Origin of the sequence: Psychromonas sp. KJ10-10, assembly GCF_047323245.1 — a bacterium.
Lineage (GTDB): Bacteria > Pseudomonadota > Gammaproteobacteria > Enterobacterales > Psychromonadaceae > Psychromonas.
The window spans coordinates 1,738,001-1,753,126 of record NZ_CP178826.1; the positions used below are offsets into that span (position 1 = coordinate 1,738,001).

The following is a 15,126-nucleotide window of genomic DNA, read 5'->3' on the forward strand; positions in this document are numbered from 1 at the left end:
AAAACATCAAAAGAAGGAAAGCTTTCATGGCAGATATAATGCGCCCAGTTCCATTTAGTGAACTACTTAATCGTATTTTTAATGAATATAAAACAAACCAATCGATATTTTCAATGCCACTTAAGCAATGTTATAAAAAACAAGGCAATCAAAAACTAAGTGAGCAGAGTATTTCAGTGTGGGGAGAAGGTGCAGAGACACCTGTTGGCCCAGCTGCAGGACCACATACACAACTTGCACAGAATATCGTGACATCCTGGTTAGCGGGCGGGCGTTTTATGGAGCTTAAAACCGCACAAATAATGGATACGCTGGAAATTGCTAAGCCCTGCATTGATGCCGAAGACGAGTGTTATAATACCGAATGGTCTAGCGAATTCACTCTTCCTAAAGCCTTTGATGAATACTTAAAAGCGTGGTTTGTATTACACCTTCTTGAGTCTTTGTTAACACCTCAAAAAACAGTATCAGGTAAATCCTTTATCTTTAATATGAGTGTTGGTTATGATCTTGCCGGCATCAAAACAGCACCAATGCAGGCATATATCAGCAATATGTTAGATGCTTCGCAAGCATCCAAAATTTATTCAATATAAAGCTGAACTAAGTGACTTTATTGAAAATTCTGCAATATTAGCTGAGTGCTCATTAGAAGTAGAACAACCTGCACTTGCTAGCTTAGCGGATAACATTCCTGCTCAATTAACTAGGGGCGTGACATTATCAACGATGCACGGTTGTCCTCCCACAGAAATAGAAGCTATTTGTCGTTATATGATCGCAGAGCGTGGCATCAATACCTACGTTAAACTTAATCCTACTTTGCTGGGTTTCAAGCGAGTTAGAGAGATATTAGATCAATCTGGTTTTACTAATGTTTCTTTAAGTGAAGAAGCTTTTACTAAAGATTTACAGCTTGATGCTTGCTAAAGCCATGTTGCATAGACTAAAGGCACTTGGTGAAGAAAAGGGCATTGGTTTTGGCGTTAAACTGACTAATACCCTTGGCACAATTAATAACAAAGGTCGTTTACCAGAAAAAGAAATGTACATGTCGGGGCGAGCATTATTCCCAATTTCAATTAATGTGGCTTTGGTATTATCGCGAGAATTTGATGGTGCTTTACCGATTTCTTATTCTGGTGGTGCGAGTAAGTTTAATATTCGTGAAATATTTGAAACCGGTATTAGACCTATCACTATGGCAACTGATCTGCTCAAACCCGGCGGTTATATGCGTTTAATGGATTGTGCTAAAGAAATTGATTCAAGTGATGATTGGCAAATGACAAGTATTGATTTAGTGAAGCTTGAGGCATTGGTCGCTAAGTCATTAACTATTGATTATGCACAAAAAGATTGGCGTGGTCCTGAAGATATCAGTGTTGATAAAAAAGTCCCCTTAACAGATTGTTCTGTTGCACCTTGTATCACTGCCTGTCCAATTAGCCAAGATATCCCAGAGTACATTCGTTTAGTGGGAGAGGGCAAGTATAAGGAAGCGCTAGGAGTTATTTATGAGCGTAATGCATTGCCTTCTATTACTGGTCATATTTGTGATCATGAATGTCAGTACAACTGTACTCGTCGTGATTATGAAGGCGCGGTAAATATTCGTGAAATGAAAAAAATTGCACTAAAAGAAGGTTGGCAAGACTATAAAGCTGAATGGCAGAAACCTGTTATTGATGCCTCTAAAAAAACGGTTGCAGTAATAGGTGCTGGACCTGCTGGTTTATCTGCTGGTTACTTTCTTGCTCGAGCAGGCCATCCTGTGACTATTTTTGAAAAAGAAAAAAGTGCTGGTGGCGTTGTTAAACACATTATCCCGCAGTTCCGTATTCCTGAAGGTACGATAGAGCATGATATTCAATTTGTTGAGGATCATGGTGTTAAGATTGAGTATGGATGTGATGAAAATACTAACATTAACACCTTGAAAGCGCAGGGATATGAGTATATCTGTCTTGGCATAGGGGCCGACAAAGGTAACCTAATTCAAATACAAGGAGACAATAATAATATTTACAAATCCCTTGATTTTCTGCGTCGATTTAATAAAAAAGAGGCGCTTCAACTGGGACAAAATGTTGTTGTAGTTGGTGGTGGTAATACCGCAATGGACAGTGCTAGATCGGCTCTAAGAGTAGAGGGTGTTGAGCAAGTTACTGTGTTATATCGTCGTAGTTTAGCTGAGATGCCCGCTCATAAAGGTGAGTATGATCTTGCTGTTAAAGATGGTGTTAAATTTATGTTTTTAACTAACCCTGAATCTTTTCAGGCTGATGGCACATTGACAGCCCGCATTATGACCCTAGGTGAAGCAGATGCGAAGGGGCGTCGATCTCCAGTAGCAACGCAACAAACCGTGTCACTTAAAACAAGTGCATTAATTACTGCGGTTGGTGAGCAAAGCAACAAAAGCGTATTAACTGCGATGGGGCTTGAGATGGGTGAAGATGGTTGGCCTGTTGTTGAAAATAATAGTTGTGAAACCAATATTGAAAATGTGTTTTTATTAGGAGACGCACACACAGGACCATCTTCTATTGTTGCGGCTTATAGAAGGAGGCAGAAAAGTCGCCGATGCTATCCTTGCTCGTGCGCAAAAAAGCAGAGAAGAAAATAGCTTTAACTCACAAGCACAGGCAAAGGAAATTTACACTCGCAAAGGCTCAATTGAAGTGAAATTAATTGAAGCAGAGGAGCTTGTGAAGTCACAACAATCAGCCTTTATTGAACAGGAGTCTAAACGTTGCCTTGAGTGCTCCTATGTATGTAGTAAATGTGTTGATGTCTGTCCGAATCGCGCCAATATTTCTCTGCCAATTCCTGGTTTTAAAGATGAATTGCAAGTACTGCATATCGATGCATTCTGTAACGAATGTGGCAATTGTGCTCAATTCTGTCCTTGGGATAGCAAACCCTATAAAGATAAATTCACTATTTTTAATTTACGTGAGGATTTTGATAACAGCACTAATGAAGGCTTTTATGTGCAGGGTAAAGATATTCTATTACGCGTAGCGGGTGAGTCCCAGTTATATCCAATGGATACACAGGGCATGGTTAGTTTGCCAGAATCTATGAAAAATGAAGCGACTATGATTAATTATGTTTTGTCGCAACACAGTTACTTACTTGGTCAAGTCGAAGCTTAATAAGGAATCATTCATGTTAATACTTAAAAATGCAACGGCCGTCCAATTAGAGCCTGCTTTTGTAAAAGAAGGGCTAGATATTGTTATTGAAAAGGGCATGATAAAAGAGATTGGGAGTAATCTTCACAGCAAATATGCAAATGCACGAATCAGGGATTTAAAGGGTAAATTAGTGATGCCGGGTATTGTTTGTTCCCATAATCACTTTTACTCAGGACTGGCAAGAGGGATCATGGCAGATATAAAACCGAGTCCTGATTTTATTTCTATCTTAAAAAATCTATGGTGGCGTTTGGATAAAGCATTAGATGAAGAGTCGCTTTATATTAGCGGTCTTATCTGCTCCTTAGAAGCGATTAAGAGTGGTTGTACGTCAGTAATCGATCACCATGCATCACCCTATTATATTAAGGGTTCACTGAATACTTTGCGTAAAGGTTTCTTAAAGGCTGGTTTAAGAGGCATGACCTGTTTTGAAACGACGGATAGAAACCGAGGTTTAGATGAAATGGCAGAAGGTGTCGAAGAGAATGTGCGTTTTGCACAACTCATTGATGCCGCCAAGGAAAAAGGTGATGAACCTTATCTTGTGGAAGCGCATATTGGAGCACATGCACCTTTTACAGTAAGCAATGAAGGCCTGACTCTGTTATCGGATGCCATTAAAACAACCGGACGTGGGTTACATATTCATGTTGCCGAAGATCGTTATGATGTCACTCATAGTCACCACCACTATGACCAAGATGTGATTGAACGACTGGATGATTATGGCTTAATTAATCATAAAAGTTTGTTAGCACATGGTTTATTTTTATCGGAAAAGGATATTGCCATCGTCAATAAAAAGGATGCTTTTTTAGTACACAATGCACGTTCAAATATGAATAATGCGATTGGTTATAATGAGAAATTAGGTCGCTTTAAAAACGTTGCTTTAGGAACGGATGGTATTGGCGCGGATATGTTTGAAGAGCTCAAGTTTGCTTTCTTTAAACACCGTGATTCAGGTGGGCCGATGTGGCCAGATAGCTTCCTGAAACATTTACATAATGGTAATGAGCTTTTAGCACGTAACTTTTCTGCTAAATTTGGCCAATTAGCGCCCGGTAATAAAGCGGATCTCACTATTCTTGATTATGTCAGTCCAACGCCTTTAATGGCTGAAAATATTGCTGGTCATTTTGCCTTTGGGTTGAATGCAAGTAATGTCTCTAGTGTGATTGTTGAAGGGGAATTTGTTTATGAAGATCGTGAGTTTCCTTTTGATGTCACTGAAATTTACACGCAGGCGAGAAAAGTCGTCGCACGTTTATGGAAAGCAATGGATGATCTTAAATAATATATCTACCAAATATATTTCTTATCTATTAAAATAAACTGTATTTATTTAGGGTTAAGTATAAATAGCTTAGCCCTAATTAAATCCAAACCCTCTCTTTTTGCCCTTTTTGTGCACCATTTAAGTGCGCCTGCACCAAAGGTGCATCATATTTCCCCTTTTTATAATCAAAAATCCTGTAATTTCAAAGGTTGAATACTTGGTCAGCTTTTTGCATTGACTCTTACCTGAAATGGCTAAGATAGCCCTAAAATCGGGCATAGCCTGGAATTAAAAAGGACTCACTCAATATGGATAAAATACCTTTATTGGAACTCTGGAATGTCAGTAAGATATTTCCAGGCGTGATTGCAAACGACAAAGTCAACATGAAGCTTCATAAAGGAGAAATACTTGCTTTACTCGGAGAAAATGGTGCAGGGAAATCGACGCTAGTAAAAATGATTTATGGCGTAAACAAACCCGATAATGGTGCTATTTTTTGGAATAACCATGAAGTGAGTATTCAATCACCTAACCAAGCTCGCACAATGGGCATTGGCATGGTATTTCAGCATTTTTCGGTTTTTGAAACACTCACAGTTCAAGAAAATATTGAGCTAGGACTAGATAAAGCTTTTGTTGAACAATTAACTGATTTACGTGCAAAAATTGTTGAGATGAGTAAAAAATACGATTTACATGTAGACCCAGATCGATATGTACACAGTTTAAGTATTGGTGAACGTCAACGTGTGGAAATTCTGCGTTGTTTAATTCAGGACGTAAAATTATTGATTTTGGATGAACCAACATCGGTATTAACACCACATGAAGTTTCTGGTTTATTTCGTGTATTGAAAAAACTAGCCAGTGAAGGAGGCAGTATTCTTTTTATCAGTCATAAATTAAAAGAAGTGACTGAACTCTGTGATCGTGCTGTTATTTTACGTGGTGGGGTGGTGACAGGAGAGTGTATTCCTGCACAGGAAACGCCAGATTCTATCGCGAGAATGATGGTTGGTAGCGATGCTGAATTATCTGAAAGTTATCCGAAAGCAAATACTGAAAAAGTTATATTTTCTGCCTCTTCTTTAACACTACCACCAACACATCCCTTTGGTTGTGGATTGACGGATGCTAGCCTAGAGCTAAGAGCTGGAGAAATCCTCGGGGTTGCAGGCGTTGCTGGTAACGGACAGGAAGATCTCTTAGAAGTACTTAGTGGAGAAGATATTCGCGCAAATCACAATAGTATTTTATTTAATGGTGAAGCTGTCGGCAGTTTAGATGCGGGTCAAAGAAGAGAGCTAGGCATGGCTTATGTTCCGACAGACAGACTTGGTCAGGGCGCTGTTCCAGAGATGAGTCTGATGGATAATACTTTACTGACTAACTCTAGTGCGTTGGTTAAAAACAACTTTATTCTTAGCGATAAATTAAAATCCCTAGTTAAGAAAATAATAACTGATAACAAGGTTAAGTGTCATAACGAACTTTCACAGGCTAAGAGTCTTTCGGGAGGTAATTTACAAAAATTTATTATTGGCCGAGAAGTACAACAAAAACCGAGTGTGCTTATTTGTGCGCATCCAACCTGGGGAGTTGATATTGGTGCCGCTAGTGCGATTCATCGAGAACTTATTGCGTTACGCGATCAAGGTGTCGCCATATTAGTGGTATCGGAAGATATCGATGAATTATTTGTTATTTGCGATAGATTAACTGCGTTATATGAAGGACAGCTTTCTAAAATGGTCAAAACACAGGATACCAATATAGAGGAAATTGGGAAATGGATTGCAGGCGGATTTATTGAACATAAGGAGGTGAGTAATGCTTAAAGTTCAACCCAGAATAGAAAGTTCAAAAATAATGGCTTGGATTTCTCCGGTCATTGCCATTATTTTAACCATGTGTGTATCAAGCTTAATGTTCATTTTTTTAGATGTTAGTCCACAGAAAGCTTTTGATGTTTTTGTGCTGATGCCTATTAGCGATAGTTATAACATTGGTGAATTAATGGTAAAAGCCGCACCATTGTTACTTTGTGCAACAGGTCTGGCAATTTGCTTTAGAGCAAATATTTGGAATATAGGGGCAGAAGGGCAGTTACTCGTGGGCGCGGTCGCCAGTAGTGCGATTGCTATTCAAGCAGGAGAAGATGCAGGTACGGTAATGTTGTTAGCAACATTATTTTCAGGAATTTTAGCTGGCGCAGTTTGGGCGACTATCCCGACTGGTTTATCACGTATTTTCAAAACCAATATTATTTTATCAACCATAATGCTTAATTATATTGGTTTGTATATATTGCTTTGGGCCGTTCATGGACCTTTAGCAGACCCGCAAGGCTTTGGCTTTCCTGAGTCAGTTATCTTTGCCGATGGTGTTTTATTACCTATTATTCAAGAAGATGGGCGCGCCACTGTGAGTATTTTAGTTGCTCTTATATTGGCTGTGCTAACAAGTGTAGTGTTATTTAAAACCTTACCGGGTTTTAAATTACGTGTTTATGGTGAAGACCAAGCACGCTAAATATGCTGGTTTTAGCAGTGCCAAAATTGTCTGGGGTGTTATGTTATTTGCTGGTGCTCTTGCTGGTTTTGCAGGAGTCGCAGAGGTAACTGGCCCAATTGGTCAGTTGATCCCTTCTGTTTCACCTGGTTATGGTTATGTCGCTATTATTGTTGCTTATTTAGGGCGTCTAAACCCTATCGGTATTATCTTTTCATCATTGTTTATGGGGTGTTTGTACATGGGCAGTGATTTAGCGCAGATTGAATTGGGTTTACCTACTGCAATTACTGGTTTGTTTCAGGGAACCTTGTTGTTCTTCGTACTTGCCTGTGATTTTCTTATCTTTTATAAAATAACGATTGTACCTGCCAGGTTTAAACCGGCTTTAGTAGAAGAAGCTGAAACAACAAAACCTTCAGATTTAAATTCAGAGAAAGACAGCACTTCGTTAAAACAAGGATCAGTGTAATGGATATCGTACTTATTCAACAAATATTAATCGCGACATTAAAAACAGGTACGCCTTTGTTATTGATTGCACTTGGTGAGCTTGTTACTGAAAAATCGGGGGTTCTCAATCTTGGTCAGGAAGGTATGGTTTTGATGGGCGCGATGGCAGGGTTTGCAGGTGCTTATTATAGTGGCAACCTATTCTTAGGCTTAAGCCTTGCGATGCTTGCGGGCATGGTGATGGCACTTTTATTTGGGGTATTATCATTAAGCCTTAATACTAGCCAAGTTGCTACGGGATTAGCGTTGACCATTTTTGGTACTGGTTTAAGCTCTTTCCTAGGCAGTGGACTAGTAGGTTCGACTATACCCGGTTTTGTGCCGATTGCGATCCCTTTACTGAGTGATATTCCATTCATTGGTCAATTGCTTTTTAATCAAGATATTTTAGTTTACCTTAGCTTTGTGATTGCCGGTGTAACTTGGTGGGTTTTACATAGAACACGTACAGGTCTAACCATTAGAGCCGTAGGTGAAAATCCTCACTCTGCTAATGCCCTCGGTATAAAAGTGATTAAAATTAGGTATCTTGCTACTTTATTTGGTGGTGCAATGTCAGGGTTGGCGGGTGGTTACCTATCACTTGCTTATACACCGATGTGGATGGAAAATATGAGTGCAGGCCGTGGTTGGATTGCACTGGCTTTAGTTGTATTTGCTTCATGGCGTATTGGTTACTTAATGTTGGGTGCTTATTTATTTGGTATCGCATCGATTTTACATTTAGTAATGCAAGGCTTTGGTTTCGATATATCTCCTAACCTATTAGCGATGATGCCTTATGTTGCAACTATAGTGGTGATGGTATTAATTAGCTCAAATTCAATGAAACAAAAATTATCAACACCCATGAGTTTAGCTAAGACTTTTGATCCAAAACTGCACTAAATTATTGCATTATTAAAGTGGTGTTTAGCACCTCAATAAATGTAAAACTAAAAAACCACCGCAACTAGTTGTAGGTGGTTTTTTATTATAACTTTCCCTAATCAGATCTATTTTGGTGCAAGGCTAATTTGGAAGCACTAAAGTAATGCGTTCAGCTTTTTACTGTTATTCATAAATATCAAAATAGCCTATGCAATAGCAATATTAAAGATTTAAAATCAATGCCTTATAGTTATTTTTGGTTTAATTTTCAATAATCAGACTAGTTGGTCAGTTTTTTGCTTTAAACATACTTAATTAAAACGAATGACCTTTATAAAAATAAATAACATGGAGTATTTTATGAAATTCAATAAATTGTTGGGCGCGGTAACACTGTCTTTATCTGCACTCTTCTCTAGCGCGTCTTTTGCTGAAGATCCTTTAAAAGTTGGCTTTGTATACGTAGGGCCAGTCGGTGACCATGGTTGGAGTTATGAACATGATCAAGGTCGCTTAGAAGTAGAAAAATACTTTGGTGATAAAGTAGAAACAACCTTTGTTGAAAATGTGCCAGAGGGTGCAGATGCTGAACGTGTTATCAGCCAACTTGCAAAATCAGGCCATGATCTTATTTTCTCAACCTCTTTTGGTTTTATGAATCCAACTTTAAAAGCGACTAAACGTTTTCCAAAAGTTGTTTTTGAACATGCAACAGGTTACAAACGTTCTAAAAACGTAGGTACATATGCATTACGTACCTATGAAGGTCGTTATGTATCAGGTGTTGTCGCTGGTTTAGCAACAAAAACGAATACTATCGGTTACATTGCTTCTTTCCCTATTCCTGAAGTAATCCGTGATATTAATTCAGTTTTCCTTGGTGCTAAAAGCGTTAATCCTGATGTAAAAATGAAAATTGTTTGGGTAAGCACTTGGTATGATCCAGGTAAAGAATCTGATGCTTGCTAACGCACTGATTGACCAAGGTGTTGATATCGTTATTCAACACACTGATAGCCCTGCTCCATTAATTGCCGCTGAAAAACGTGGTGTAATGGGTATTGGTCAAGCTTCTGATATGAGTCATTTTGCACCTAAATCTCACATGTTCTCAGTACGTGATGTATGGGCACCTTATTATATCAGCACTGTAAAACGAGTAATGGAAGACAAGTGGGAATCAGAGGACTACTGGAGTGGTTTTAAAGATGACATCTTACAAATTGTTTCTGTTAATCCAGATCTACCTGCTGAAATAAAAACAGCGATAACTGAAACACACGATAAAATTAAATCAGGTGCATTTGAACCTTTCACAGGTCCTCTTAAGGATAACACTGGTAAAGAAATGGTTGCGAGCTGGCGCGACTATGACAGATCAAGAACTGTCTGGTATGAACTGGTATGTTGAAGGTATTGACGCAAAAATTCCAAACTAATTACTTGTTTAATATGTGTTAAAAACTCGCTCATTACCCAAGGCTAATGAGCGAGTTTTATTGATTTCGAAAATAACAACAACAAATCCCGTTACGCATATTTGAATTTTTATCACGATATAGCGATAAAGGAGTCCCACCATGCCCTCATCTGTTACGCAATTATCCACTTCCTCAAAAAATGACTGGTTAAGTGCTTGTCAGGCGTTAGAGCAACAAGGGCAACCCTATTGCATTGTCACTATTATTGCTGAAGCTGGTTCCTTACCTCGTGGTACGGGCTCGAAAATAGTGATCACACAATCACAGCAGTTCGATACGCTTGGTGGAGGACAACTTGAATTTGAAATCATTAACACCGCACGTAAAGGTTTAAAAGAAAAACAGTCAACCATGGATGCGCCACTTGTTCATATCGAACGCTTTTCTTTAGTCGCCGATCTCGGCCAGTGTTGTGGTGGTGCCTGCGCAGGTGATGTTTGAATATATGAATACCTCATTGCCTAAAGTAGTGGTATTTGGTGCGGGGCATGTCTGTCATTCTCTTACAACGATTTTGAAAGCCTTACCTTGTCATTTAAAGGTAATCGATAGCAGAAAAGACTGGTTACAATCCATTGAACAGCTTGGTGTTTGTACTTCCTATTATGAAACTCCTCATGAAGCGATTGCTGATATATCGGCCGACTCTCATCTTATAATTATGACCCACGAACATAGCCAAGACTTTGAAATTACTCGTATTGCTTTAGAACGTAAATGTTTTCCATTTATTGGTCTTATTGCTTCAAAATCAAAAAAACAACGTTTTGAATTTCGTCTTAAAGAACAGTTATCTAAGTCTCAATTGGTAAATGATTTAACCTGTCCAGTGGGGGATCCTAATATAAAAGGAAAACTTCCTATGCAGGTTGCAGTGTCAATTTCAGCGCAATTAATGGCACTTTTCGAACAACAAAAAGTACAAAATATACAGAGCAAACAACAACATAAAATGCAGTGGGATAATGCCAATCATCTCAGAACAACACTAATGACTAAGCAAAACTCACCAATAACTATGTCTTCATAAGACAAGCTTAAAGTTAATTAAAAAGGGCCAACAAATTAGTCTATTAAGGAAAAAGTTGGTCAATGAATAAATGAAGGAATATGACCATAATGATTAATTTGACCCTAAACGGTAAGCCAATTCAATTTAATAAACCAGACTCCACAAGATTAATTGATTTTTTAAGAGAAGATCAAAGACTGATATCGATAAAAGATGGCTGTAGTAAAGGAGCCTGTGGCTCTTGCTCTGTCATCATAGATGGTGTGGCGCAAAAATCCTGTGTAAAAGTATCTAGTTTAGAAGAAGATATTACTGTGACAACGATTGAAGGATTAACAGAGCGGGAAAAAGAAGTTTATGATTTTGCCTTTGCTGATACAGGCGCGGTGCAATGTGGCTTTTGTATTCCCGGAATGGTGTTAAGTGGTAAGGCATTGATCGATAAAGTACCTGAACCTTCTCGAGAAGAAATCAAGAAAGCTTTATACCGTAATGTTTGCCGCTGTACTGGTTATGTGAAAATCATTGATGCTCTTGAATTAGGCGCAAAGTATTTAAGAGAAAATACTAGTATTCCCAAAAATGATAGCAGTGGTAAATTAGGGTCAGATATTCATCGTGTTGATGCGAGAGAAAAAACACTGGGTTATGGCGAATTTGTTGATGATATGACACTTCCTGGCATGATTTACGGTAAAGCCTTACGAACAAAATATCCGCGTGCGTTAGTTAAAAAAATAGATATAAGCCTTGCTAGCGAACATCCAGATGCGGTTTATGTTGCTACAGCGAAAGACATCCCCGGTGAAAATAAATTAGGTCACCTTGCTAAAGATTGGGATGCTCTAATTGCAGAGGGCGATATTACCCGATATGTGGGAGATGCAATTGCTTTAGTCGCCAGTAAAGATCAACAAACATTGGACGAAATTTTAGCTTTAATAGAGGTTGAATATGAACAATTAGTGCCTGTTACTAATCCTGTCGAAGCGATGGCTGAAGGCGCACCAAAATTGCATCAGTCGGGAAATATTTTACAAACTGAAAAGTTGATCCGTGGTGATGCTAAAGCTACCATTGAAAATGCAAAATATAAAGTCACTCAACATTATTCAACCCCTTTACCGAACACGCTTTTATGGAACCAGAGTGTGCCATTGCTGTTTATGAAAATGAAGGCATTTTGTTATATTCAGGTGGTCAGGGTATTTATGATGATCAGCGTGAAGTGGCGGAACTACTGGGATTAGATAAAAGTAAAGTACGTGTAAAAAGTGCGCTGGTTGGTGGCGGTTTTGGTGGCAAAGAGGATATGAGTGTACAACATCATGCTTCCTTACTGGCCTGGCTCACCAAACAACCGGTTAAAATTAAATTTTCGCGAGCAGAAAGCTTAGTGATTCACCCTAAACGTCATGCTATGGAAATGGATCTAACAACAGCCTGTGATGAAAATGGTATTTTGCTTGGTATGGATGCCAAAATAATTCTTGATACAGGGGCTTATGCATCGCTGGGTGGGCCTGTTTTGCAACGAGCCTGTACGCATGCCTCTGGCCCCTATAATTTCCATAATATTTGTGTTGAGGGCATGGCGGTCTATACCAATAATCCTCCTGCGGGTGCCTTTAGAGGATTTGGTGTTACACAAAGTGCATTTTCCTTTGAATGTAACCTTAATTTACTGGCTGAAATGGTTGGTATCTCACCCTGGGAAATTAGATATAGAAATGCAATCAGACCAGGATTGAGCCTTGCAAATGGACAAATTGCCGATCAAAGTACGGCGCTGGTGGAGTGTCTTGAGGCAGTGAAAGACATTTATGAGTCGAGTCAATATGCAGGAATTGCTACTTCCTTTAAAAATAGTGGGTTAGGTGTCGGTGTGCCAGATGTTGGGCGCTGTATTGTATCAGTAGAAAATGAAAAGGTGCATGTTCGTTCAAGTGCGGCTTGTATTGGTCAGGGAATGGCTACAGTATCATTGCAAATGCTTTGTGAAGTGACGGACATCAAACCAGAAAATATTGTAGTAGAAATTCCTGACACCGCCAGAGCGCCGAATTCAGGGACAACAACTGCTTCACGACAAACTGTTTTTACGGGTGAAGCAGTGACACGTGCGGGTCGAAAATTAAAGCAACAGCTCGATTCAGGGAAAACCTTAAAGGATCTTGAAGGTACTGAGTTTTATGGTGAATACACAGCTGTCACCGATCCGATTGGTAGCGATAAGAAAAATCCCGTTAGTCATGTGGCCTACGGTTATCTTGCTCAGGTTGTTATTCTTGATGCTACAGGCAAAGTAAGTAAAGTGGTTGCGACTTACGATCTTGGTAAAGTGGTAAATCGCAAAGCGGCTGAAGGGCAAATTGAAGGTGGTATTGTGATGGGGCTTGGTTATGCTTTAACCGAAGACTATCCGTTAATCAACGCAGTCCCTCAGGTTACTTATAAAGGGTTAAGATTATTTAAAGCATTAGATACCCCTGAGATGGAAACTATCATTGTTGAACGTGATTTTGATCCTGAAATTGCGCAGGGAACAAAAGGCGTAGGGGAGTTAGCAACCATACCAACAGCGCCTGCAACACAGGGTGCTTATTACGCCTTTGATGGTAAATTTAGAACTAAATTACCTATGCCAGAGACGGCTTATAGTAAAAAAGAGAAGAAAAACGCGTTAGAAAAAAAGATAACCAAACAATTACCTCTTTTATAACAGTGCCTTATTTACGGCACTGTTATCTTTACCTCTGAGTTGTAAATTAAAAAATAATTTAATAACAATGATCCTCTAAAACGCCCTAAACCTAGCGTTACCAACCTACCTCGCAAATTATACAAACACTAACCTCATTCAGACTAACAGCAAAAAAAGCTATTTAATTTCTAATATTTATTGTCATTTAAATAATTAATTGTATAGTAATGATAATCAATATCATTTAAAAAGAGGGGAATTGATGAATGTGATAAATAGTGTATTTCCTTTTAAGTATGGAAATGAACATGCTGGCTCACAATTTACCTTTAAATATAAAAGGGCTTTGTTACCGGCAATTTTATTGATTTTATTAGTTTCTGAGCACACTCGTGATATTGCGATTACTACATTATCCGATGCCTTTTGGGCTGTCTCTGTTTATGTCGCTTTTACCCTTGCCATTTACCATTACTTATCTCTTTTGATAAAAAAAGAGAGCAAAGTGGTACGTTTGTATCATGATTCTCGTTATTATCAATCGTTCTTTTCTGCCTTGCTTGGAGCATTACCTGGATGTGGTGGGGCAATTATTGTTACCACACAATTTGTCAGCGGACGAGTAGGGTTTGGTTCGTTAGTCGCGGTGCTAACTTCTACTATGGGAGATGTCGCTTTCTTACTGCTTGCAAGTAAACCAAGCGTTGGTTTTAGCTTGGTATTAATGGGGGTGATTGTTGGAACCTTATCCGGCTGGGTCGTAAATTTTATCCATAAAGACAGCTTTATGCGCCCCAAAAAAGCCATTAAAGAAAACAAGTTTGAAGAGCCTACAATTAACTCTAATGTTGAAAAATTAGCAATAAACCTTCAGGGAAACTTTTGGAAAATACTTATTTTCCCTGCGATTATCATCTCAACATTAGGCTCTTTTCAGGTTGATATTAATCAGTTGTTTGCCTTGCCTGATTTAACTATGGAGTGGCTAGGAACTATTTTTATAGTCATTTGTATGTTGTTATGGTCATTTACAAAAGATATTAATGATTATGAAGCGGTCGTAGGAGAAGATAAAAAACACACTGCATCACACCCATTACAAAAAGTCGCTCAGGATACGAATTTTGTAACAGCTTGGGTTGTTGCTACTTTTTTAGTTTTTGAATTAACTTTAGCCTTTGCTGATATTAACCTTGCACAAGTTTTTTCAGGCTGGGGCGTTTGGATGCCTTTAATGGGGGCAATGGTCGGTTTATTACCAGGTTGTGGACCACAAATTTTAGTAGCAAGTTTGTATCTTTCTGGTGCCGTGCCTATGTCTGCTCAATTATCTAATGCTATTTCTAATGATGGTGATGCATTATTTCCTGCTATTGCTTTAGCACCTAAAGCGACCTTTTTTGCAACTTTCTATTCCACTGTTCCAGCATTAATAGTGGGGTATGGTTATTTTTGGTTATTTGAATAAAACTACTCGTTGTTTGCCAGATTGAGTGAAATTACCATTAGATTTTTATTAAGTGCTTCTTATCGCAGTATAAAATTTG

General features: G+C 38.7%; 16 protein-coding genes. All 16 read left to right on the top strand.

Annotation, left to right across the window (positions count from 1 at the left end; all coding sequences use genetic code 11):
* The first annotated feature begins 26 nt into the window (after window positions 1–26).
* The 16 genes from ACLKMH_RS09885 to ACLKMH_RS09960 all read left to right on the top strand — a co-directional run bounded on the left by ACLKMH_RS09885 (window position 27) and on the right by ACLKMH_RS09960 (window position 15,047).
* A complete protein-coding gene (locus ACLKMH_RS09885; RefSeq protein ID WP_413701812.1) occupies window positions 27–596 on the top strand; it encodes a hypothetical protein in 570 nt (189 codons plus the stop codon).
* A complete protein-coding gene (locus ACLKMH_RS09890) occupies window positions 562–930 on the top strand; it encodes a hypothetical protein (protein WP_413701813.1) in 369 nt (122 codons plus the stop codon). The genes ACLKMH_RS09885 and ACLKMH_RS09890 overlap by 35 nt, the downstream gene beginning before the upstream one ends.
* Window positions 920–2,629: a putative selenate reductase subunit YgfK gene (gene ygfK / locus ACLKMH_RS09895; RefSeq protein WP_413702306.1), complete on the top strand. Its 1,710-nt coding sequence runs from the start codon at window positions 920–922 to the stop codon at window positions 2,627–2,629. The genes ACLKMH_RS09890 and ygfK overlap by 11 nt, the downstream gene beginning before the upstream one ends.
* On the top strand, window positions 2,553–3,161 hold the full coding sequence (locus ACLKMH_RS09900) for a hypothetical protein (protein WP_413701814.1): 609 nt from the start codon (window positions 2,553–2,555) through the stop codon (window positions 3,159–3,161). The genes ygfK and ACLKMH_RS09900 overlap by 77 nt, the downstream gene beginning before the upstream one ends.
* Before the next feature lie 13 nt (window positions 3,162–3,174).
* Window positions 3,175–4,503 (top strand): putative aminohydrolase SsnA, encoded by a 1,329-nt coding sequence (gene ssnA, locus ACLKMH_RS09905; RefSeq protein ID WP_413701815.1) that lies wholly within the window; start codon window positions 3,175–3,177, stop codon window positions 4,501–4,503.
* 290 nt (window positions 4,504–4,793) lie between these two features.
* Window positions 4,794–6,326 (top strand): ABC transporter ATP-binding protein, encoded by a 1,533-nt coding sequence (locus tag ACLKMH_RS09910; protein WP_413701816.1) that lies wholly within the window; start codon window positions 4,794–4,796, stop codon window positions 6,324–6,326.
* Window positions 6,319–7,020: an ABC transporter permease gene (locus ACLKMH_RS09915; RefSeq protein WP_413701817.1), complete on the top strand. Its 702-nt coding sequence runs from the start codon at window positions 6,319–6,321 to the stop codon at window positions 7,018–7,020. Before ACLKMH_RS09910 ends, ACLKMH_RS09915 begins: the two co-directional genes overlap by 8 nt.
* Complete coding sequence (locus tag ACLKMH_RS09920; RefSeq protein WP_413701818.1) at window positions 7,001–7,471, top strand: ABC transporter permease subunit; 471 nt, start codon at window positions 7,001–7,003, stop codon at window positions 7,469–7,471. Before ACLKMH_RS09915 ends, ACLKMH_RS09920 begins: the two co-directional genes overlap by 20 nt.
* Entirely contained in the window at window positions 7,471–8,400 is a 930-nt protein-coding gene (locus ACLKMH_RS09925; RefSeq protein WP_413701819.1) for an ABC transporter permease, read from the top strand. The genes ACLKMH_RS09920 and ACLKMH_RS09925 overlap by 1 nt, the downstream gene beginning before the upstream one ends.
* A gap of 342 nt (window positions 8,401–8,742) precedes the next feature.
* Complete coding sequence (locus ACLKMH_RS09930; protein WP_413701820.1) at window positions 8,743–9,351, top strand: BMP family ABC transporter substrate-binding protein; 609 nt, start codon at window positions 8,743–8,745, stop codon at window positions 9,349–9,351.
* Window positions 9,341–9,793 carry a BMP family ABC transporter substrate-binding protein gene (locus tag ACLKMH_RS09935; protein ID WP_413701821.1) on the top strand — a complete coding sequence of 151 codons (453 nt, stop codon included), beginning with the start codon at window positions 9,341–9,343 and terminating at the stop codon, window positions 9,791–9,793. Before ACLKMH_RS09930 ends, ACLKMH_RS09935 begins: the two co-directional genes overlap by 11 nt.
* A gap of 169 nt (window positions 9,794–9,962) precedes the next feature.
* Window positions 9,963–10,304, top strand: coding sequence for an XdhC family protein (locus tag ACLKMH_RS09940; RefSeq protein ID WP_413701822.1), 342 nt, complete (start codon window positions 9,963–9,965; stop codon window positions 10,302–10,304).
* 4 nt (window positions 10,305–10,308) lie between these two features.
* Complete coding sequence (locus tag ACLKMH_RS09945; RefSeq protein WP_413701823.1) at window positions 10,309–10,893, top strand: XdhC family protein; 585 nt, start codon at window positions 10,309–10,311, stop codon at window positions 10,891–10,893.
* An 89-nt stretch (window positions 10,894–10,982) separates the two neighbouring features.
* Complete coding sequence (locus tag ACLKMH_RS09950) at window positions 10,983–12,125, top strand: 2Fe-2S iron-sulfur cluster-binding protein (protein WP_413701824.1); 1,143 nt, start codon at window positions 10,983–10,985, stop codon at window positions 12,123–12,125.
* Window positions 12,014–13,597, top strand: coding sequence for a selenium-dependent xanthine dehydrogenase (xdh, locus tag ACLKMH_RS09955; RefSeq protein ID WP_413701825.1), 1,584 nt, complete (start codon window positions 12,014–12,016; stop codon window positions 13,595–13,597). The genes ACLKMH_RS09950 and xdh overlap by 112 nt, the downstream gene beginning before the upstream one ends.
* A gap of 244 nt (window positions 13,598–13,841) precedes the next feature.
* The gene (locus ACLKMH_RS09960; RefSeq protein ID WP_413701826.1) at window positions 13,842–15,047 is read left to right on the top strand and encodes a putative manganese transporter; all 1,206 of its coding nucleotides are present in this window, start codon (window positions 13,842–13,844) and stop codon (window positions 15,045–15,047) included.
* Window positions 15,048–15,126: the final 79 nt, after the last annotated feature.